The sequence below is a fragment of the Lelliottia jeotgali genome, from assembly GCF_977070485.1.
In genome coordinates this window covers 298955-320576 of the sequence record NZ_CDRVFO010000002.1, presented here as the reverse complement: position 1 = coordinate 320576, position 21622 = coordinate 298955, and the positions used below count along the sequence as shown (strand labels likewise).

The following is a 21622-nucleotide window of genomic DNA, read 5'->3' as shown; positions in this document are numbered from 1 at the left end:
AAAGAAGGATGTTTTACCTGCACAGGAAAGACTTAGATGCCCCAACGCCATGTCATCAATGCATCCGTCAGCCCCAAAGGCAGCCTGGAGACGCTGTCGCAACGTGAAGTCCAGCAACTGAGTGAAGCCGGCACCGGTAGCCTCTACACCCTGTTCCGCCAGTGCGCCCTGGCCATCCTCAACACCGGCGCCCATGTCGACAATGCCAAGACCATCCTTGAGGCCTACAAGGACTTCGAGGTACGCATCCACCAGCAAGACCGCGGCGTGCGCCTGGAGCTGCTCAATGCACCGGCCGATGCCTTCGTCGATGGTGAAATGATCGCCAGCACCCGCGAGATGCTGTTCAGCGCCCTGCGCGATATCGTCTACACCGAAAGCGAACTGGCCAGCCAGCGCATCGACCTGGAAAGCTCCCAGGGCATCACCGACTACGTCTTCCACCTGCTGCGCAACGCACGCACCCTGCGCCCGGGCGTCGAGCCGAAAATGGTGGTGTGCTGGGGCGGCCATTCGATCAGCAGCGAGGAATACCAGTACACCAAGAAGGTCGGCCACGAACTGGGCCTGCGCAAGCTGGACATCTGTACCGGATGCGGCCCGGGCGTGATGAAGGGGCCGATGAAAGGCGCCACCATCGCCCATGCCAAGCAACGCATGCACGGCAGCCGTTACCTGGGCTTGACCGAACCGGGCATCATTGCCGCCGAGGCGCCCAACCCGATCGTCAACGAACTGGTGATTCTGCCGGACATCGAGAAGCGCCTGGAAGCCTTCGTACGTGTCGGCCACGGCATCATCATCTTCCCAGGTGGCGCCGGTACTGCCGAGGAGTTCCTCTACCTGCTCGGCATCCTGATGCACCCGGACAACCAAGAGCTGCCTTTCCCGGTGGTGCTGACCGGGCCGCGCAGTGCCGAGCCGTTCCTGCTGCAATTGCATGCCTTCGTTGGCGCCACCCTGGGTGAGGCAGCCCAGCGCCACTACCAGATCATCATCGATGACCCGGCCGAGGTAGCGCGGCAGATGGTCGAAGGGCTCAAGGAGGTCAAGCAGTTCCGCCGTGAGCGCAACGACGCGTTCCACTTCAACTGGCTGTTGAAGATCGACGGCGGCTTCCAGCATCCGTTCGACCCGACCCACGCCAACATGGCGGAACTTGCCCTGCGCCGTGACCTGCCGCCGCATGAACTGGCCGCCAACCTGCGCCGGGCGTTTTCCGGCATCGTTGCCGGCAACGTCAAGGACAAGGGCATCCGCCTGATCGAGGAGCACGGGCCTTATCAGATCCGCGGGGACAGTGCGGTACTGGAGCCGCTGGGGCGTCTGCTGCAGGCGTTTGTCGACCAGCACCGGATGAAACTGCCGGGTGGCGCGGAGTATGTGCCTTGTTATCAGGTTGTGACCTGAAGACAACAGGGCCGCACTGCGGCCCATCGCCGGCAAGCCGGCTCCCACTGGGTTTGCGCTGAGCTTGAGAGCAGCGGGGTACCTGTGAGGGCCGGTTGAAGCGCTACCTGACCGGGTTCATCTCGCTGCGGTCAACCAGGCGAATACTGTTACGCCCGCCACGCTTGGACTGATACAGCGCCACATCACCCTGCTCGATCAACGCCGCCAGGCTCGCCGGCGGATGGTCGAAAAGGTTGGCGCCAATACTCAGGGTCACGGCCTGCGGGGTCGGCATTGCCTGCTCGGCAAATTGCTGGAACTGGCTACGCAAAACGCCACCCAGTTCCACCACCCGCTCACTGCTGGCATCGCTGAGCAGGATGACGAACTCATCCCCGCCCAGCCGTGCCGCCAGTGACCGCTCCGGCAACACCGCACGGATCATCTCGCTGAGCGTGACCAACAGCCGGTCGCCAGCCGCGTGGCCATGCAGGTCATTGACCAGCTTGAAGTTGTCGATGTCTATCAGCAGCAGCGCCCCAGGCCGGGCCGGGCTCACGTCTTTGAACAGGGGCGTGGCGCGGACTTCCAGCGCCCGGCGGTTGTACAACGCCGTCAACGGATCGCGAGCAGCCAGCCGGGCGATCCGCTCTTCACGGCGATAACGCACGGTACCGGTCATCGACAGGGCGATCAGCATGATCGCCATGGTTCCCTCAACCAGCGACACCTGAATGATCAGGCCGCCGAAGGTCGCCAGGTCGATCAGCGTGCCAGGCGTCACCGCGATGACAGCCTTGACCACATAGAACAGGCCATGGATGAGCAGCACATAACGCAACTGCACCGCCCCCACGCTCAACGATTTGCCGTGCGGGCGCAACAGCAGGCTGGCCTTGAGCGTGAGCAGCGCCACCAGCAGCGAGTTGACCATCAGCATGACCTTCGACCACTCAGGCCCCACGGGCAGCAGCAGCAAGGCAAACCAGGCGACGACGATCAGCAGCCAGCCCCGCGACAGGCGGGCCTGGGTAAAGCGCAGCACCCCCAGCAGGAAGAACGCATGCGCCACCACCAGCAAGCCGTTGGCGAACCAGATACCGATCAACAGCAGGCCGATCCCGCGCAACAGGGCCAAGGTCGAGCCGATGGTGATGGTGGCGAAACCCGCGCTCCAGAACAGCAGCGAGGGTTCGCGGACGCTGCGCCACTCGATCGCCAGGTACAAGGCTGCGGCGGCAGCCAGGGCGATGGTGATGGTAAGCATCGTGGGTGGATCAAGCGCCATGAAAGTTTTGGCCTGTCTGGTTAACGTGGAAAACGGCTGATTGTATTCGTTTGCCATGACTTTTCAGAGAGGTAAAAACGGCTCACAACACCCGCTTGATCAACGGCTCCAGGCGACTGAAACGCAAGCGGCGCAAGAACCTGCGCACTTCTTTGGGGTGCTCCGCCTTGACGCCCAATTCTTGGGCCGAGCCGATCTTCGGTGCAAACCGGCGAATGCCCTCCAGTTCCACTTCCCGCGGCACCGTCCATTCGCCCTGCGGGTCGTCGATCAGCAGCCCGTTCTCCAGGTCCAGGTTGAACCCGCGCGGATTGAGGTTGTTGCCTGTCAGCAACGAGTAACGCTGATCGACCCAGACGCCTTTGGCATGAAAGGTATGCCCAGGGTCGTTCCAGATCCGAACCACCAGTTGGCCGCTGACAATGCTGGCATGGCGGCGCCGGGCAAAGGCGCGCAGGTTGTCTTCATACAGATAGGGCAACGCGCCACTGGCGCTGAACGGCTCACCGGGCGCGATATAGAAATCATTGGCCGTACGGTGGCCGACAATCAGTTCCACCCGCACGCCGCGGTCCAGGGCGTGGTCGATCTCGCGCATCACCACTCGGGGCGGGTTGAAATAAGGCGTGCTGATGATGATCTGTGACCGCGCCGCAGCCAGCAACGCGCACACCGCGCGGTTAAGCGGGTTGCCACGGCCAACGCCGAGCAACGGCACCACCCGCAGGCCCTGCCCTGCAACGGCAGCCGGTGCGTCATACGCCATGCGCCGCAGCCGTGCACGCAAGCGGCGAATATCGCCGCGCAGGCTGCGGTTGGTCGGTGGCGCCGGCAGGTCCAGGCGCGGCGTTGCAGTGTGGTGCAGCAGCCGCCGCACCAGGGCGACCATGGCATCGGCCAGCTCAGGCGACTGGAACAGGTGGTAACGGTCCAGGCGATAACGGTCGAAACGGTGCAGGTAGACGTTGTTCAGGCTGGCGCCGGTATAGATCACGCAGTCGTCGATCACGCTGCCCTTGAGGTGCAGCACGCCGAACAACTCACGGGTTTGCACTGGCACGCCATGAATAACCACGTCCAACCCACGCAGCTGACGCTGGGCCTGGTACCAGGCGGCATTGCCCGGCTGACGCCCGGCGCCCAGCAGGCCACGGCGTGCGCGAAACCAGTCGACCACGATGACGATCTCCAGGCCCGGCCGCGCCGCCTTGGCCTGGTACAGGGCATCCAGCACTTCCTGCCCGGCCTCGTCCTCCTGCAAGTACAAGGCGACGATGACAATGCGCCGGGTCGCAGCGCCGATGCGCTCAAGCAAGCGGGTGCGATAGGCCGCGGCATCGGGCAGAACCTCGATGGCCTGCGGCGCGATGGCGAAACCTGGCAGCGCGGCCAGCATGGATTCGGGGTTCAAGTAGCTTCACCTTCTGTCTGCATTCAGGTCCATTCCTGGCCATCACGCCGGGGTGTAAGATCGACCGGGCAACGACCCATAACAACAAGAAACATGCGAGGCCTGTTTTTCACTGCCCCCGACGAATCACGCCTCAGCTTGCACAGGAAGATCGCAATGGTCCACCCCGTTTCTGCAATCGTCTCGCCTTGCCCAGCCAAGACCTTCGGTTTTCTGGTGCTGCCCAACTTCACCACCATCGGCCTGGCGTCGGCGGTGGAAACCTTGCGCATGGCCAACCTGGCAGCCCGCCGCCCCCTCTACCGCACCGTATTGCTCGCTGCCAGCGAAGCGCCGGTGATGGCCAGTAATGGCATGCGTATCCTGCCTGACCATGCCATCGCCGAGGCCCCGCCGCTGGATGCCCTGTTCGTGGTCGGGGCCAACCCGATCGACCGCAGCCGAGGTAGCCGGCCCCTGATCGACTGGCTGCGCCAACTGGCCCGCCAGCACGTTCCGCTAGGCGGCATCTGTACCGGCAGCTACCTGCTGGCCAAAGCCGACCTGCTCAAAGGCTATCGTTGCACCATCCACTGGGAGGACATCGAAGCCCTGCAGGAGCATTTCCCCGGGATCGTCATTTCCAGCCAGCTTTTCGAACTGGACCGCGACCGTTACACCTGCTCCGGTGGCGTTGCGGCGATGGACATGATGCTGCAACTGGTCGCCCGCGAAGCCGGTGGCCAAGACATCGCCGCCAAGGCGGCCGAGTTGCTGCTGTGCGACCGGGTGCGCGGCGAGCGCGAGCGACAGCGCGTGCCGTTGCGCACCTTGCTGGGCAGTGCCCAGCCCAAGCTTAGCCAAGTGGTGGCGATCATGGAGGCCAACCTGGAGGAGCCGCTGGCGCTGGAGGAACTGGCCAGCCTCAACGAGGTGACCGTGCGCCAGCTAGAGCGGCTGTTCCACAAGTATTTGCAGCGCACGCCCAGCCAGTATTACCTGGAGTTGCGGCTGTCGCGGGCGCGGGAATTGCTGTTGCGCAGCGACGTGCAAGTGCGGGAGGTGGCGCTGGCATGCGGGTTCAGTTCGCCGGCGCATTTTTCCAAGAGCTACAGCCGCTTCTTTGGCCTGTCGCCGCTGGGGGAACGGCGGCAGGCATCGTTGCACTGATACCTCAGTCTTTCAGTTCGTCATGGGCCGTTTCCCGGCACATCAACATGGCCACCAGCGCCACCAGCGCCGCCGCCAGCAGGTACCCGGCCGGCGCCAGTTTGCTACCAGTCACATGAATCAACCAGGTGGCGATGAACGGTGCCGTCCCGCCAAACAAGGCGTTGGCCAGGTTGAAGCTCAAGGCAAAGCCACTGAAACGGACGCGGGTGGGGAAGATTTCCGCAAGCAGGCAAGGCAAGGTGCCGTCGTTCATCGCCAGCATCGCCCCGAAGAAGATCTGGATCGCCAGGACCACCAGCAGGGGCTGACCATCGAGCAGCTTGAACAGCGGCACGGTCAACCCCAGGAACAGCAGCGAAGCAACCACCAGCATGGTCTTGCGGCCAAAGTGGTCAGACAGGCGTCCCATCAGGAAGATCAGGCCGATGTAGGTGGCCAGGGAAACCGTCGAGGCGATGAACGAGTCACGCTCGCTCATGCCCATTTCATTCGACAGGTAAGTGGGCATGTAGCTGAGCAGCAGGTAGAACGCCACAGCATTGAGGCAGGTAACCCCGATACCGATGGCCAGGCTGCGGCGGTGCCGGCTCAGCAGTTCGCGGATCGGCGCCGGCGTCATGCAGGCCTTGCTTTCCAGCCGCTGTTCCATCTCCAGGAACTTGGGTGTGTCCTGCAGGCTCATGCGGATATAACGTCCCACCAGGCCAAACGGCGCCGCCAGCAAAAATGGCAGGCGCCAGCCCCAGCTGTGCAGGTCTTCAGTGCTGAGCAGTTCATGCAAGGCCGCAACGAATGCCGCACCAAACAACAGCCCGGCCGCAGTGCTGGCCGGCACGATGCTGGTGTACAGCCCCCTTCGGCCAGGCGGTGCATACTCGGCGAGAAATGCCGCAGCGCCGGCATACTCGCCCGAAGCGGAAAAGCCCTGCACGAGGCGGATCAGCAACAATAGGCACGGCGCCCACAGGCCGATCTGCGCATACCCCGGCAGCAGGCCAATGCAGAAGGTCGAAATCGACATGATCAGGATCGACAGTGACAAAGCATTGCGCCGGCCATGACGATCGCCAAAATGGCCCCACACCACCCCACCCAGCGGGCGTACGAGGAAGGACAGGGCGAATACCGCGAACGTCGCCAGCAAGCCGCTGGTCTTGTCGGTTTGCGGAAAGAAGGTGGCGGCGATGATGGTCGCCAGGTAGCCGTAGGCCGCGTAATCGAACCATTCGACGAAGTTGCCCATGAAACTGGCGCGGGCGGCCTTGCGCAGGGCCTGGCGTTCGGCGCCTTGGGTGGCACCGGCGAGGGTGGGAGCATTCAGGGTGGTGCTGGACATGACGGATACCCTCTGGTTCTTCTAATTGGAGGCAGGGTCTGAAGGTCATACAGTTAGTTGTTATTGTGTTGTTTGTGCCGGCCTCTTCATTCGCGCAGAGGCCGGCACCTGTCATCATTTGCGAATGATGTTGCGCTCCGGTCCATACGGGAACTTGGTGATGTTCTCGGCACCCGTTTCATTGACGATCAGGATGTCATGCTCGCGGTAGCCCCCTGCCCCCGGCAGCCCTTCGGGCAGCATGATCATCGGCTCGATCGATACCACCATGCCCGGTTCCAGCACCGTATCGATATCCTCGCGCAGCTCCAGCCCTGCCTCACGGCCGTAGTAGTGGCTGAGTGTGCCGAACGAGTGGCCATAGCCGAAGGTGCGGTACTGCAGCAGGTCATGGCGCAGGAAGATCTCGTTCAGCTCGCGGGCGATATCGCAGCAGCGCATGCCCGGGCGCACCAGCTTGAGCCCTGCCTCGTGCACTTCGACGTTGGCTTGCCACAGGCGCAAATGCTCGTCCGGGCAGTGGCCCAGGAACAACGTACGCTCCAGTGCGGTGTAGTAGCCGGCGATCATGGGGAAGCAGTTGAGGCTGAGAATGTCGCCCGGGTTTACCTTGCGGCTGGTCACCGGGTTGTGCGCACCGTCAGTGTTGAGCCCGGACTGGAACCAGGTCCAGGTGTCCATCAACTCGCTGTCGGGGAAACTGCGGGCGATCTCGCGGATCATCGCCTGGGTGGCATGCAGTGCCACTTCATATTCCGGCACCTGGTCCTGCAGCGCCTCGACCACCGCCGCACCGCCAATGTCAGCCACCCGCGCACCATGGCGAATGAGCGCCTGTTCTTCGGCGGACTTGATCATGCGCATGCGCATGCAGGGCGCACCGATGTCCAGCAGCTCGGCCCTTGGGTAGCAGGCAGCGAGCTTGGCATGGTTCTGCAGGTTGAGGTGGTCGTACTCAACGCCGATACGCGACGCCAGCGGTAGCGCCTGCTGGATGGCCACAAAATAGTTGTCGCGCTGCCAGTCGGTATAGACGATGTTGTCGGTGCCGACCGTGCGACGCCAAGGTTGGCCACCGTCGATGTTGGCGCTGATCGACACCACCTTGTCGTGGGTCACCACCAGTGCATAAGGGCGGCCAAACGAACAGTAGAGGAAGTCGCTGTAGTAGTTGACGTTGTGGTACGAGGTGAAGATCGCCGCCTCGATATCCTGCTCGGCCATATAGGCCCGCAGCCGGGCATGGCGGGCGGCATATTCCTGTGCGGAAAAAGTCGGTTTGACCTTGTTGCCGTTGCGGATCTTCAGGGTCTGGGGCATTTGCATGGTCGGTGTTCCTTGTCGTTGTGAGCACGCTGTTTCAGGCCGGCCGCCTGAGATGCATTGCAGCAGAACGAACGAGGACGCTTTTGTACCTATCCGACCTGGAATTGGCGCGATGGCCACTGCCCCATTGCAAACAAGCCGGCCCCCACAAGCACTCCACCGCCTTCTGGCTTTGTGGTGTGACTGCGGGGGCCGGCTTGCCGGCGATTGGGCTGCAAAGCAGCCCCAGTCATTACCTTTATTTCAAATCAAAACGATCCAGCTCCATCACCTTCACCCAAGCTGCAACGAAGTCCTTGACGAACTTGTCCTTGCCATCGCTGCTGCCATACACCTCGCTCAGCGCCCGCAACTGCGCATGCGAGCCGAACACCAGGTCCACACGGGTGCCTGTCCACTTCACTTGCCCGGTCTTGCGGTCGCGGCCTTCGAAGCTTTCGTTGTCGCCCGAGGTGGCCTTCCACTCCACACCCATGTCCAGCAGGTTGCGGAAAAAGTCATTGCTCAGGGTGCCAGGCTGGTCGGTGAACACGCCGTGCTTGCTGCCGCCATGGTTGGCGCCCAGCACCCGCAGGCCGCCGATCAGCACGGTCAGTTCCGGCGCGGTGAGGGTCAGCAACTGGGCTTTATCCAGCAGCAGTTTCTCGGCCTTGACGCTGTAGCGCGCCTTGGTGAAATTGCGGAAACCGTCAGCCAGTGGCTCGAGCACAGCGAACGACTCGACATCGGTCTGTTCCTGGGAGGCGTCGACACGGCCCGGGCGGAATTGCACGTTGCCAGCGTAGCCGGCATCCTTGGCGGCCTTTTCCACCGCGGCGGTACCGGCCAGCACAATCAGGTCGGCCAGAGAGATGTGCTTGCCACCGTTGTTGAATTCACCCTGGATCTGCTCCAGTGCCGCCAGCACTTTGCCCGTGCCCTGATTGGCTGGCCAGTCCTTCTGCGGCGCCAGGCGCAGGCGTGCACCATTGGCGCCGCCGCGCTTGTCGGAACCACGGAACGTCGAGGCGGCTGCCCAGGCGGTGGATACCAGCTCACCGACACTCAACCCTGACGCCAGGACCTTGGTCTTGAGCGCGGCTATGTCTTGCTCGCTTGGCAACGGCTGATCGGCCTTGGGCAATGGGTCTTGCCACAACAGTTCCTCATTGGGCATTTCTGGCCCGAGGTAACGTGCCAGCGGGCCCATGTCGCGGTGGATCAGCTTGTACCAGGCGCGGGCAAAGGCGTCTGCCAGCTGGTCGGGATTGTCCTTGAAGCGCCGGGCAATCGGCTCGTAGATCGGGTCGAAACGCAGGGCCAGGTCCGAGGTGAGCATGGACGGTGCGTGGCGTTTGCTCGGGTCATGGGCATCCGGCACGGTGCCAGCGCCTTTGCCCTCCTTGGGCTGCCACTGGTGGGCACCGGCCGGGCTCTTGGTCAGTTCCCACTCAAAGTTGAACAGGTTGTTGAGGTACTCGTTGCTCCACTGGGTCGGCGTCGAGGTCCAGGTCACTTCCAGGCCACTGGTGATGGTGTCACCACCCTTGCCGGTGCCAAATTTGTTGGCCCAGCCCAAGCCTTGCAGTTCAAGGCCGGCAGCTTCCGGTTCGGCGCCGACGTTGTCGGCCGGCCCTGCGCCGTGGGTTTTGCCGAAGGCGTGGCCGCCGGCGATCAACGCAACGGTTTCTTCATCGTTCATGGCCATGCGGCCGAAGGTTTCGCGGATATCCTTGCCCGAAGCCACCGGGTCGGGGTTGCCTTCCGGGCCTTCCGGGTTGACGTAGATCAGGCCCATCTGCACGGCGGCCAGCGGGTTTTCCAAGTTGCGCTCGGCCGACAGGTCGCGGTTCTGCTCTTCACCGTGCTTGGCGGGTTCGGCCACCAGGTCCCCCTGCCCGGGCGCCTGGGCCTTGACCTGGTCCTTGCCATAGCGGGTGTCGCCGCCGAGCCAGACCTTTTCCGAGCCCCAGTACACGTCTTCGTCCGGCTCCCACACATCCGCGCGGCCGCCGGAGAAGCCGAAGGTCTTGAAGCCCATCGATTCCAGGGCGACGTTGCCGGTGAGCACGATCAGGTCGGCCCAGGAAATCTTGTTGCCGTACTTCTGCTTGATCGGCCACAGCAGGCGCCGGGCCTTGTCCAGGCTGACGTTGTCGGGCCAGCTGTTGAGCGGCGCGAAACGCTGCTGACCAGAGCCGGCGCCGCCGCGGCCGTCACCGATGCGGTAGGTGCCGGCGCTGTGCCAGGCCATGCGGATGAACAATGGGCCATAGTGGCCGAAGTCGGCCGGCCACCAGTCCTGGGAGTCGGTCATCAAGGCGGTCAGGTCTTGCTTGAGCGCCTGGAAGTCGAGGCTCTTGAACGCCTTGGCGTAGTCGAAGTCCGGGTCCATCGGGTCGGACTTGGTGCCATGTTGGTGGAGAATCCTGAGGTTGAGCTGGTCAGGCCACCAGTCTCGGTTGGTGGTGCCGCCACCTGCGGTTTGATGGAACGGGCATTTCGATTCGTTCGACATCTGCTGTTACCTTTGGGTCGGTTATCCAGATTTCCGGTCTATGCCAGGTGTTCTTTGAGCCGAGCACATGGGCTCATGCCTACCCCTCATCAGGTCAGGTCGGTCACGTTCCGACAGGGGCTTGCGAAGCTGTCACGGCGTGGCGGCAGGGTCTTGCACCCAGGTGCTCTGACGCCGCCCGCAGGGGAATTCGCAGGGCCACGGTCAAGACTAGTCGAGCTTGGGCAGACTTCTAATAGAGTGGCTATTGGAGGGTGATAGGTTGGCTCTGTCAGGTATTCAGTATGTCTCCCCTACCGGCACATCCTTACAAGGCGCAAGGGCCCGTGCCGTGCTTCAATACACCGCCAACCACCCAATTTCCTGCGTGAGCCAAGCCCCATGAACCGCAACGACCTGCGCCGCGTCGACATGAACCTGCTGGTGCTTTTTGAAGCCCTGATGATCGAGCGTAACCTGACCCGCGTCGGCGAAAAGCTGTTCATCACCCAGTCCACCGTCAGCGCCGCCTTGGCCCGCCTGCGCGAACTGTTCGATGACCCACTACTGATCCGCAGCGGCCGGGTCATGGAGCCAACTCCCCGGGCCATGCAGATCTTCGCCGAGCTGGGGCCGGCCATGGACGTGATCTCTTCAGCGATCAGCCGCGCCCGGGAGTTCGACCCGACCAACAGCTGCAACGTATTCCGCTTGGGGCTCTCAGATGACGCCGAATTCGGCCTGTTCCCGGCCCTGCTGCAAGCCCTGCGCGAAGAAGCACCGAACATCAGCGTGGTGGTGCGCCGTACCAACTTCCTGCTGATGCCTGGCCTGCTGGCCAGCGGCGAGATCTCGGTGGGCGTCAGCTATACCACCGACCTGCCGGCCACGGCCAAGCGCCGCAAGCTGCGTGACATCGGCGTGCGCGTATTGCGCGCCGACGGTCGCCCAGGCCCGCTGACCCTGGACGAATACTGCGCCAGGCCGCATGTGATGGTGTCGTTTTCAGGAGACATGAGTGGCAACATCGACCTTGATCTGGCGCGCATCGGCCGTTGCCGCAAGGTAGTGCTGGCCGTGCCACAGTTCGGCAGCCTGCGCGCGCTGCTGCGCAATACCGAACTGATCGCAACCGTGCCGGACTACGCCGCCTGCGCCCTGGCTGACGATGGCAGCCTGCGCGCCGACCCGGCGCCGTTCGACATCACCGAGGCGGAACTGTCGATGGTATGGAGCGGCGCGCAAGACAATGACCCGGCCGAACGCTGGTTGCGCGAACGGATTCTGCAGTTCATGGCCAGGTAGCGCAGGCATGACACCTTTTCACTTGCGGCGTTGCATCCAGGCTGCCCCAAGCCCACTCAGGCAGATGATGGCGATGCCCAGCAAGGTGGTGCTATCGGGCACCTGCCCGTAGATCAGCAACCCCAGCAAGCCGGCAAACACGATCTGGCAATAACTGAACGGCGCCAGCAGAGCCGGCGCGGCGTGGCGGAAAGCCTGGGTCAGCAGCAGGTGCGCACTCATGCCGAAACCACCCAGTGCCAGCATCAGCAGCGCGTGGTCCCAGCGCGGTAGCTCCCAGAAAAACGGCACCAACGCACTCATCACCAGCGTGTTGCACAGCCCGGCGTAGAAGTTGCTGGTGGTGGGGCTGTCATGGGCGGCGAGTATGCGTGTGAGCAACTGGTAGAAGCAAAAGCCCAGTGCCGAGCCGAAGGGGTACAGGATCGCCGGGGTGAACATCGCGCCACCGGGGTGCACCACCACCAGCACGCCGATGAAGCCCAGCACCACCGCCACCCATTGCCCGGGTGTGACCCGCTCCTTGAGCAGCGGCGCCGACAGCGCAGTGACCAGCACCGGGGCCAGGAAGTTGACCGAGGTCGCCTCGGCCAGCGGCAGGTACTGCAAGCCGGTGGTGAACAGCAGGCTGGTGCTGAGCAGGCTCAGGGCGCGCAAGGTCTGCAGCACCGGGCGCCGGGTGCGCAGCACATTCAGGCCGGATTTGGGCAGGAAGATGCCGGCCATCAGCAGGGTATGCACCAGGTAGCGGGCCCACACCACCATGATGATCGGGTACAGCCCACCGAGGAATTTGGACAAGGCATCGTGGCTGGCGAACAGGAACGTGGCCACCACCACCAGGGCGATGCCGCGCAGGGGGTGGTTGACTCCGGACAGCGGTGTGCTGGAACTCATGGCGTTCTCGATGGCGGCGCTGCGACATGCAACGCCAGGTGAAGGCAGTGCGACTGCAGGGATTCTAGAAGAGATACGACGACTTGAGGAAGGTCAATTGACACGCTCATGCAGGGCAATGTGTTTTCCGTTCGCTGATCGACCACTTTCTGGCCCCTGCTCATGGTCCCAGGCAGGCGAAACGCGCACCATCGAGCCTGGACCCTCGAACCCGAACAAGGAGTTTTCATGCATAGGCTCACCACCCGCAACGGCCTCGACCTGCCCAGCATTGGCCTGGGCACCTGGCCGATGACTGGCGCCGAGTGCACGCGAGCAGTGCACCAGGCACTGGAGCTGGGTTACCGGCACATCGATACCGCCACTGCCTACGACAACGAAGCCGCTGTTGGCCAGGCGTTGCGCGACAGCAGCGTGCCACGCGAACAGATTCACCTGACCACCAAGGTCTGGTGGGACCGCCTGGCGCCCGAGGCCATGCGCCAGTCCCTGGAGAACAGCCTGCGTGCCCTGGGCACGGAGCAGGTCGACCTGTTCCATATTCACTGGCCCGGCAAGGAATGGGACCTGGCCCGCAGCATCGAGACGCTGGTGGCCCTGCGTGACGAGGGCAAGGTACGCAGCATCGGCGTGGCCAACTTCCCGCTCGGCCTGCTGCGCCAGGTGATCGAAGCGCTGGACGCGCCGCTGGCGGCGATCCAGGTGGAATACCACGTGCTGCTCAGCCAGCAACCGCTGCTCGACTACGCCCGCCAGCACGACCTGCTACTCACGGCGTATACCCCGCTGGCCCGCGGGCGGGCGGCGGCGCAGCCGGTGATCCAGGACATCGCCCGCAAGCATGGCGTGTTGCCGAGCCAGGTGGCGCTCAAGTGGTTGCTGGACCAGGACGGCGTGGCGGTGATCCCCAAGGCCAGCAGCCGCGAGAACCAGCTGAGCAACCTGGCGGCGCTGGATGTGCGCCTGGATGCTCAGGATCGGGCGCTGATTGCCGGGTTGCCCAAGGATCAGCGGGTGGTGAGCCCGGACTTTGCGCCGGACTGGAACAGCTGAATGCCAAGGGCCGCTTTGCGGCCCTTTCAACTCACCGCCACAGCCACCTGCTTCAACCGCTCCCCCGCCGGCACCGGGCGCCCATACAGATAACCCTGGAAGTGCGAGCACCCTTCCGCCGCCAGCCGCTGCATCTGCTCCTCGGACTCCACACCCTCAGCCGTGGTCTTGATCATCAGGCTGTTGGACAGTTCGGTGATCGCCCGGACGATGGACATCGCCTCGCGGCTGTCGCACATGTCATGCACGAACGACTTGTCGATCTTGATCCGGTCGAACGGGAACGAGCGCAGGTAACCGAGCGACGAATACCCGGTGCCGAAGTCATCCAGCGAAATCGACACCCCCAGGTCTTTCAGGGCGCGCAAGGTACGCACGTTCTCCTCGCTGTTGCCCAGCAGTACCGATTCGGTGATTTCCAGCTCCAGGCGTTGGGGCGCCAGGCCCGAGTCGGCCAGGGCCAGGGCCACGGTATGGACCAGGTTGGCGTTCTTGAACTGCACCGGTGATAGATTGACCGACACCGTCTGCTCACTGTCCCAACTGGCCGCCTCCTGGCACGCCAGGTTCAGCGCACGGGTGCCGAGTTCGTGGATCAGCCCGGTCTCCTCGGCAATGGGAATGAAGTCCATGGGCATCACCATGCCGCGGGTCGGGTGCTCCCAGCGCAACAGCGCCTCGTAGCCAGTCACGCTGCTGGTCTGCTGATCCACTATCGGCTGGTAATGCAGGTGCAACTGCCCAAGGTGCAGCGCAGTGCGCAGGTCTGTTTCGACCAGGCGGCGCTGGCGGGCGGCGACATCCAGTTCGACGTGGAAGCACTCGTAGCGGTTACGCCCATTGCGCTTGGCTTCGTAGAGGGCCATATCGGCGTAACCGAGCAGCTGTTCGGCCTGTTCATTGTCATCGGGGGCAATGGCGATGCCGATGCTCACGCCCACCGTGAACTGGTGGCCTTCGATCTGGAACGGCGGGCAAATCGCTTCAATCAGGCGCTTCGCCGTATTGCAGGCAGCCTCGCGGCCGTCCAGGCCAGTCAGCACCACGGCGAACTCATCGCCGCCCAAGCGGGCCAGGGTGTCTTGCTCGCGCAGCTCACGGCGCAGGCGCTTGCCCAGTGCGCGCAGCAGCTTGTCGCCGAAGGCATGGCCGAGGGAATCGTTGATGTTCTTGAAGTTGTCCAGGTCCAGGCACAGCGCTGCGGTCAGCTTGTCGTTCTGATGGCCGCGCACCAGTGCCTGCTTGAGCCGCTCGTTGAACAGTGTGCGGTTGGGCAACCCGGTCAGCGCGTCGTGGTGCGCCATGTGATGGATCTGGGCGTGGGCGGCCAGTTCCTCGGTGGCGTCTTCTGCCACGAACAGCACATAGTCGGCCTGGCCCTCGCGGTTCTGGCTGAGCAATGCGCGGCTGCGCAGGGTCCGCGGACCACAGGCGGTATCGACGCAGGTTTCAGCGGCATAACCCTTTGGGTTGCGTGCGCCGCGGGCGAGTTGCTGTTCCAGGTAATCGGCCGCAGCCGGTGCCAGGCACTCACCCGGCAACCGGCCGATCGTGCTGCGGCCGCGCCCACCGAACAGGCGTTCGGCCTGCTGGTTGGCCAGCAGGATACGCTGGCTTTCCAGGTCCTGGACGATAACGCTGGCGGGAATGTTGGCGATCACAGAATCAAGGAACTGCGAAAGCTTGGTCATCTCCTGGCTGTACTGTTCAGCCAGCTCCTTGGCCTGCAACAATTCCAGCTCCTGTTGGCGCCGCTCGGAAATGTCACGGGTGACCTTGGCGAAGCCGATCAGATGGCCGTTGTCATCGCGCACCGCCTCGATCACCACGTGGGCATGAAAGGTCGAGCCGTCCTTGCGCAGGCGTGCGCCGATTTCTTCGAAGCGGCCAGTGTCGCGCGCCTGCGCAAGGTTCTGCTCGGGCAGGCCGGCGACGCGCTCGGCTTCGCTGTAGAACAGCGAGTAGTGCTTGCCGATAATCTCGTCGGCAAGGTAACCCTTGGCCCGCTGGGCGCCCGGGTTCCAGTTGGCGACGATACCGTCGGGGGTGAGCAGGTAGATGGCATAGTCCACCACGCTCTGGATCAACAGCCGGTACATGACGTCGGGGCTTGCGACTAGCGACATGAAAATTTCCCTGAACCTGCAACGCGCACGAAAAGGAACCCCAGGCCAGAGCGGCCGGGTCTTGAATACAAGGTAATGGCATTATGCCGCTTGAATGGATTTTGTGAAGTGGATCACAGTTTTTTGCCGGCGCCGCTCAGTGGTAAGCGGACGTAACCTTGTAGGTCAGCAGGTCCGGATCATCACCCAGCACGATTTGCTGCACCGGCCGGGGCAATTCGGCCACGACGGCTTTGCAGAAGGCAACAGCGGCGGGGTCTGGCGCATAGCAGCGTAGCAGCCAGTCTCCGGCACCAGTCAGCACCTGCAGCGCGACCGCACGGCCAATACCTTGGCGGCGGTAGCGCTTGAGGATAAACAGGTCGGCCAGTTCACTGGCGTTGATGCCAGGCAGCTCGCTGCGCTCGACCAGCACGAAACCGGCAATGAAACCATCCACCAGTACCAGGTTGGCGCTCCAACCTTCTGCAAGCCAATAGCGCTGCAGATGCTCTTCGTGAATGTAGAAGCGCCCGTTTACCTCAACGTCTTCCTGCTCCCAGTCAGAGGACTCGTAGGCATAGAACTGATAAAGATTACGGATCAGGTCGGCCTGGTCGGGAGTAGTGGTGAGCAGTTCGATGGGCAGCATGGGGGGCTCGGGGCAAAGGAGTGGTTCGAAGACTTTCATGTAGAAAGTACCGGCCCCCAGATTATGGCTCAACTCACGCCACGAACGGCATCAGGCGCCCCGCACCTGATGCCGTGCCCCTCACTTTTCCTGCAGTACCGCCCTGCCCTTCACGGCCCGCGGCCCTCGCCAGGCCCAGAACAGCAACCCAGGGAACGGGGCGTAGACGACGAAGACGATCCACAGCATCTTGCGCTCCGCGCGCCGTTCGCTGCCGATGATATGCCAGATGGCGAAGATCTCCAGCAAGATGACCAAGGCCGCGACAATGATCCAGATCGTTCCGATTTCCATGAGCACTCTCCCGTTGGCATGTAAAGGGTTGGGTTACTGCCAGCGGCAAGGGTTCATTCGGATTTACTTGCCTGCGCCTTCTCCAGCGCAGCCTTCAACGCCGGCGCATCAGCGAACTCCTGCTGGCTGACCAACGCTCCCTGCTCAAGCTGCAACCACAACACCTTGCCTTCCTGACCAGGATAGCGGCTGGCAACCTGCCCTTCACGGTCGAGCATCACCCGGTAGTTGTAATCACGCATGGCCGGGATGGCGAAGAGCTTGCTGATCAGCGCAGGCATGCGCTGGATATCCGCCACAAACACCGCATCGCGCGACTCCAGGTAGCCCTTGGGCTGTTCAGCCAGAGCCGCCTTCACCAGCTTGGCGCCGTCCATGTCGCGGGCCACGAGCAGCACATGCGTGCCGGCGTCCAGGGTATAGGGCTGGTCATGCTGATCGAGCAGCGTCCACGGTGCGAGCTTTTCCCCGGTTTGCAGGGCGTTTGCCACCAGCGGCAGGAGGCTGAACAACAGGGCGACGGCGTATTTCATCGAGGTTCTCCAGGTGGGAGGCGCCAGCATAGCCCAGTTGCCTCAATACGACCTCCAATACCACATGCCCACCCTGGCGATTGTCTTTCCACAGGTCACCCGCCACACTCTGCAGGCCAGCCAGGAAGCGGAGTCCAGAGTGCCCACCCCACGCCAGTTCAGCAAGAAGACCAGCACCACCAACATGCTGCGGCTCAAGTCCACCGCGGGCAGCGCCCAGGCGCCCTATCGCGTCGACTTCGTCCTGCTCAAACACTTCTCCATGGCCAGCTTCACTGTGGCCATGGACGTACTGGTCACCGCCAACCTGCTGCGCGCCGACAGCTTCAGCTTTACCCCGCTGTCGCTGGACGGCGACCGAGTGCTGAGCGACCTGGGCCTGGAGCTGGTGGCCACTGACCTTGTTGCCAGCGAGCTGAAAGCACTTGACCTGCTGATCATCTGCGGCGGCTTGCGCACACCGCTCAAGTACCCCGAGCTGGACCGCCTGCTGGGTGACTGCGCCGCCCACGGCAAGGCCCTGGGCGGGCTATGGAACGGCGCCTGGTTCCTTGGCCGCGCCGGGGTACTGGATGACTATGGCTGCAGCATCCACCCCGAGCAGCGCGCCAGCCTGTCCGAGCGCAGCCCGCAGACACGCATTACCCCGGCCAGCTTCACCCTGGACCGTGACCGGCTCAGCGCCGCCAGCCCCAATGGTGCCATGGAACTGATGCTCGGCCTGGTCCGCCGCCTTTACGGTGACGGCCTGGCAGAAGGCGTCGAGGAAATCCTGTCGTTCTCCGGTGCACGCCACCGCCAGGTCGGGCCGGGGGCGAAAAAGTCGATGAGCCTGCACCTGCGCACCATCGTCGAGCTGATGGAGAACAACCTCGAGGAAACCCTCAGCCTCGACCAGTTGGCGGCCTACAGCGGCCGCTCCCGGCGGCAGATCGACCGCCTGTTCCAGGCCCAGCTGGGCACCTCGCCACGGCGCTATTACATGGAACTGCGCATCACCAAGAGCCGCCGCCTGCTGCAGTACTCCGACCTGTCGGTGATGGAGGTTGCGGTGGCCTGCGGCTTTGTTTCGGTGTCGCACTTCAGCAAGTGCTACGCGGCCTATTTCGGCTACCCGCCGTCACGTGAGCAACGGCTGGGCGAGTGAACGGCACTCAGGCCTGGATGTAACGCATCACTGCTTCGCAGATCATGGCCTTGTGGCGCAGTTTGACCTGCTCATCGAGCAGGTCGATCTGGAAGATGTCGCCGAAGGTGTGGCGGTTCGAGACCCGATAGAAGCAGAACGCGCTCATCAGCATGTGCAGGTCGATGACCTCGATGCCCGGGCGGAACACCCCCTCTTGCACGCCCCGCTCCAGCGTGCGGCCCAGCGCCTGCAGCACCAGGCTGCTCATCTCGCGGATGGCCGGGGTTTTCTTCACGTACTCGCCGTAGTGGATGTTTTCGGTGCAGACCATGCGCACGAAATCGACGTTGCGGTCGTGATGGTCGAAGGTGAACTCGGTCAGGCGCTGGATGGCCTGCTCGGCCGGCAGCGACTCCAGGTCCAGGCGGTGCTCGGTCTTGCGGATGTCGCCGTACAATTTGACCAGGCACTCGACGTACAGCTGCTCCTTGCTGCCGAAGTAGTAGTAGATCATGCGCTTGGACGTGGCTGTGCGCTCGGCGATGGCATCCACCCGCGCGCCTGCCAGGCCTTGCTGGACAAACTCGTTGATGGCGGCCTGGAGGATGTCCTCGCGGGTTTTTTCAGGGTTGTTCTTGCGCGACTTGCGTGTCCCTTCGATCTCGGGCTGGCCGAGGGGGGCAACGGGATTGCTCATAGCTGCTCACGGGGTATTTATTGGGATTTGGACGGGATTATCCGTGAGTGGAGGGTTGGAAGGAAGCGCGCTGTTGATCGGGTGGGCAGGATTGGCGTGGGCCCAGCCTGAGGCCCATGATCAAGCGCTGCACAGGCAGCGCCCGATCTCACAGGCCGTGAACCCCGGGCGGTTACAACACCGGCTTGCGCGCCGCTCCGCTGCGCCGCTTGGCCATCGCCGCCAACCGCACAGGAACGTTGGCCGCACCGTACCCGGCATACCCCCCCTTGCGCTGGATGATTTCAAAGAAGAACCGGTCCTCGAACGCCTCGGTGTATACGTGGAACAGCTCGCCACCCTGAGCGTCGCGGTCATACAGCACGTTGTAGTACGCCAGCTCGCTGAGGAACTCGTCGTCGAAATCGAAACGAGCCGCCAGATCGTCGTAATAATTGAGCGGAATCTCCAGCAACGGCACACCGGCTTCCTTCGCTCGGGCCACTTCCTTGAAGATGTCGGCACAATCGAAGGCGATATGGTGAACACCCGACCCGCGATAGCTCGACAGCGCATGAGCGATGGCGGTGTTGCGGTTCTCCGAGATGTTCAGCGGCAGGCGCAGGCTGCCGCACTGGCTGCGCAGGGCACGGCTTTTGACCAGGCCGTACGGGTCGGGCAATACCACTTCATCATCTGCGGCAAAGTCGAACAGGCTCTTGTAGAACAGCACCCAGCTGTCCAGCGACTCGGCTGGCAAGGCCAGGGCCATGTGGTCGATGCGCTGCAGGCCACCGGTGCTGCTGGCGCTCTGGTCCAGGCGGAAGTCGGTGTCGTACAGCGACGGGCCTTCCTTGCCCTGCTCCACCAGGTAGATCAGGCTGCCATCCGGGGCGCGTACTGCAGGCACCTCACATTCGTTGGGGCCGACCAGCCCGCGGAACGGCTGGCCGCGGAAGTCGGTGGCGCGCTGCAGCGCCGCGTGCTCGTCCTTGACCCGCAGCGCGGTGGCGCACAACGATGGGCCGTGGGCCTCGAAGAAGTTGTGGCCAAAGGAGTAGGGCTCGGCGTTGAGCACGATGTTGATGTCGTTCTGGCGTAGCAGGCGTACATCCTTGCTGCGGTGCTTGCCGGCGTCGGCAAAGCCCAGGCGCTTGAGCCAGCTGCCCAGACGCGCGCCGACCGCTTCGTCGACGGCAAATTCCAGGAATTCCACACCGTCGTAGGTACTCGCGGCAGGCGGTGCGAACAGCACACCCGGCTCGATGGCGGTGCCCTCGTGCTGCAGGCGCAGGCGGGTCTGTTCTTCCAGGTACAACAGCGAACGCAGGCCATCGGCGGCGTTCTGGCGCGGTGGTGCAGCGCGGAAGCCGTCGTTGAAGATTTCCAGCGACAACGGGCCACGATAACCGGTGGCCAGGATCGGCGCGAGGAAGCCGGCCAGGTCCATTTCGCCCTGCCCAGGGAAACAGCGGAAGTGGCGACTCCACTCCAGCACATCCATGGCCAGGATCGGTGCGTCGGCCATCTGCACGAAGAAGATCTTGTCGCCGGGGATATCGCGGATCGCGGCAGGGTCACCTTTGAGCGACAGGGTGTGGAAGCTGTCGAGGATAACGCCCAGCGCCGGGTGGTCGGCCTGGCGCACCAGGTTCCACACTTGCTGATAGGTGTTGACGTGACGCCCCCATGCCAAGGCTTCGTAGCCGATGCGCATGCCGCGTTGGCCGGCGTGCTCAGCGAGCAGGCGCAGGTCGTCCACCAGCAGTTGTTCTTCGCCCAGGGCGTCGGCCTGCACGTTGCTGCACACCAGCACCAGGTCGGTGCCCAGCTCTTGCATCAGGTCGAACTTGCGCTCGGCGCGGTCGATGTTCTTCTGCAGGCGGTCGCGGCGGCAGCCTTCAAAATCGCGGAACGGCTGGAACAGGGTGATGGCGATACCGAGGTCAGCGCACATCTGCCGCACTTCGCGGGGGCTGCCGGCATAGTAGAGAAGATCATTCTCGAAGATCTCGACGCCGTCGAAACCGGCGGCGGCGATGGCTTCGAGCTTTTCCGGCAGTGTGCCGCTCAAGGACACGGTGGCTATCGAACGCTGCATGTTGGAATTCCTTGTTATGGGGCTACTGGGCTGGAAGCTGGGGCTAAGCAACACACCATCAGACTTCTTGGCATGATGAATTATTCGCAGGTAAAGTCATGGCAGCAATCACTTTGTACGGAACGGTTAGTTTTGCGTTCGATTACCGCACAAAACCCGTTTTGGCGAATTGATTCACTGCCATCCCTGCGCAACCATGAGACCAGACGCAGGCACACCGACCACCACTTTCTGCCCAGTGGCCGTTCGGCACAACCTGCGCTCACAAGCCCAGCGCCACGACATAATAAGTTCAATAAAACGGGTATCGACCTATGCAAAACTCCCTCGCCTTGCAACCCGCACCTGCTCGATCGTTGTCTCCAAACAGACTTGGCCCGCGATCGTCGGCCCTTTAAGCACCCAAATACTCCCGATAGCGATCGCACACCCCCTGGCTTGCCGCCTGACGGCACCG

At 63.2% G+C, this 21622-nt stretch carries 17 protein-coding genes; 5 read left to right on the top strand and 12 right to left on the bottom strand.

All coding sequences use genetic code 11. From position 1 onward, the window contains the following. Nucleotides 1-36 precede the first annotated feature (36 nt). Complete coding sequence (gene ppnN, locus ACW4TB_RS03930) at nucleotides 37-1410, top strand: nucleotide 5'-monophosphate nucleosidase PpnN (RefSeq protein ID WP_012314130.1); 1374 nt, start codon at nucleotides 37-39, stop codon at nucleotides 1408-1410. Between the two features lie 103 nt (nucleotides 1411-1513). On the opposite strand, the gene ACW4TB_RS03925 is transcribed toward ppnN, so the two are convergent. Beyond that, complete coding sequence (locus tag ACW4TB_RS03925; RefSeq protein WP_042111384.1) at nucleotides 1514-2659, bottom strand: GGDEF domain-containing protein; 1146 nt, start codon at nucleotides 2657-2659, stop codon at nucleotides 1514-1516. A gap of 103 nt (nucleotides 2660-2762) precedes the next feature. Beyond that, nucleotides 2763-4091 carry a CDP-diacylglycerol--serine O-phosphatidyltransferase gene (gene pssA / locus ACW4TB_RS03920; RefSeq protein ID WP_254467674.1) on the bottom strand — a complete coding sequence of 443 codons (1329 nt, stop codon included), beginning with the start codon at nucleotides 4089-4091 and terminating at the stop codon, nucleotides 2763-2765. Between the two features lie 156 nt (nucleotides 4092-4247). Between pssA and ACW4TB_RS03915 the strand changes: the two genes are divergently transcribed. Then, complete coding sequence (locus tag ACW4TB_RS03915) at nucleotides 4248-5240, top strand: GlxA family transcriptional regulator (RefSeq protein WP_279933046.1); 993 nt, start codon at nucleotides 4248-4250, stop codon at nucleotides 5238-5240. Between the two features lie 4 nt (nucleotides 5241-5244). On the opposite strand, the gene ACW4TB_RS03910 is transcribed toward ACW4TB_RS03915, so the two are convergent. The 3 genes from ACW4TB_RS03910 to katG form a co-directional block, all read right to left on the bottom strand. Continuing rightward, nucleotides 5245-6579, bottom strand: coding sequence for an MFS transporter (locus ACW4TB_RS03910; protein ID WP_174141469.1), 1335 nt, complete (start codon nucleotides 6577-6579; stop codon nucleotides 5245-5247). A gap of 114 nt (nucleotides 6580-6693) precedes the next feature. Then, the gene (locus ACW4TB_RS03905; protein ID WP_012314125.1) at nucleotides 6694-7905 is read right to left on the bottom strand and encodes a M24 family metallopeptidase; all 1212 of its coding nucleotides are present in this window, start codon (nucleotides 7903-7905) and stop codon (nucleotides 6694-6696) included. A 238-nt stretch (nucleotides 7906-8143) separates the two neighbouring features. Then, nucleotides 8144-10402: a catalase/peroxidase HPI gene (gene katG / locus ACW4TB_RS03900; protein WP_012314124.1), complete on the bottom strand. Its 2259-nt coding sequence runs from the start codon at nucleotides 10400-10402 to the stop codon at nucleotides 8144-8146. Nucleotides 10403-10783: 381 nt separating this feature from the next. Between katG and ACW4TB_RS03895 the strand changes: the two genes are divergently transcribed. Continuing rightward, nucleotides 10784-11686 carry a LysR family transcriptional regulator gene (locus ACW4TB_RS03895; RefSeq protein ID WP_012314123.1) on the top strand — a complete coding sequence of 301 codons (903 nt, stop codon included), beginning with the start codon at nucleotides 10784-10786 and terminating at the stop codon, nucleotides 11684-11686. 18 nt (nucleotides 11687-11704) lie between these two features. On the opposite strand, the gene ACW4TB_RS03890 is transcribed toward ACW4TB_RS03895, so the two are convergent. Further along, entirely contained in the window at nucleotides 11705-12583 is an 879-nt protein-coding gene (locus ACW4TB_RS03890) for a DMT family transporter (protein ID WP_012314122.1), read from the bottom strand. 228 nt (nucleotides 12584-12811) lie between these two features. Between ACW4TB_RS03890 and ACW4TB_RS03885 the strand changes: the two genes are divergently transcribed. Next, nucleotides 12812-13636, top strand: coding sequence for an aldo/keto reductase (locus ACW4TB_RS03885; RefSeq protein WP_012314121.1), 825 nt, complete (start codon nucleotides 12812-12814; stop codon nucleotides 13634-13636). A gap of 26 nt (nucleotides 13637-13662) precedes the next feature. Here the strand turns inward: ACW4TB_RS03885 and ACW4TB_RS03880 are convergent, their stop codons facing one another. The 4 genes from ACW4TB_RS03880 to ACW4TB_RS03865 form a co-directional block, all read right to left on the bottom strand. After that, entirely contained in the window at nucleotides 13663-15762 is a 2100-nt protein-coding gene (locus ACW4TB_RS03880) for a sensor domain-containing protein (protein ID WP_279932886.1), read from the bottom strand. A gap of 136 nt (nucleotides 15763-15898) precedes the next feature. Further along, nucleotides 15899-16393 (bottom strand): GNAT family N-acetyltransferase, encoded by a 495-nt coding sequence (locus ACW4TB_RS03875; RefSeq protein ID WP_254467671.1) that lies wholly within the window; start codon nucleotides 16391-16393, stop codon nucleotides 15899-15901. A gap of 120 nt (nucleotides 16394-16513) precedes the next feature. Further along, nucleotides 16514-16726 carry a PLDc N-terminal domain-containing protein gene (locus tag ACW4TB_RS03870; RefSeq protein WP_012314118.1) on the bottom strand — a complete coding sequence of 71 codons (213 nt, stop codon included), beginning with the start codon at nucleotides 16724-16726 and terminating at the stop codon, nucleotides 16514-16516. Between the two features lie 53 nt (nucleotides 16727-16779). Continuing rightward, on the bottom strand, nucleotides 16780-17259 hold the full coding sequence (locus ACW4TB_RS03865) for a hypothetical protein (protein ID WP_012314117.1): 480 nt from the start codon (nucleotides 17257-17259) through the stop codon (nucleotides 16780-16782). A gap of 13 nt (nucleotides 17260-17272) precedes the next feature. Between ACW4TB_RS03865 and ACW4TB_RS03860 the strand changes: the two genes are divergently transcribed. After that, on the top strand, nucleotides 17273-18406 hold the full coding sequence (locus tag ACW4TB_RS03860; protein WP_455842886.1) for a GlxA family transcriptional regulator: 1134 nt from the start codon (nucleotides 17273-17275) through the stop codon (nucleotides 18404-18406). A gap of 7 nt (nucleotides 18407-18413) precedes the next feature. Here ACW4TB_RS03860 and ACW4TB_RS03855 read toward each other — a convergent pair whose 3' ends face one another. Both ACW4TB_RS03855 and quiC read right to left on the bottom strand, forming a co-directional pair. Next, entirely contained in the window at nucleotides 18414-19085 is a 672-nt protein-coding gene (locus tag ACW4TB_RS03855) for a TetR/AcrR family transcriptional regulator (protein ID WP_012314115.1), read from the bottom strand. 172 nt (nucleotides 19086-19257) lie between these two features. Next, nucleotides 19258-21165 carry a 3-dehydroshikimate dehydratase QuiC gene (gene quiC, locus ACW4TB_RS03850; protein WP_279932881.1) on the bottom strand — a complete coding sequence of 636 codons (1908 nt, stop codon included), beginning with the start codon at nucleotides 21163-21165 and terminating at the stop codon, nucleotides 19258-19260. Between the last annotated feature and the right edge of the window lie 457 nt (nucleotides 21166-21622).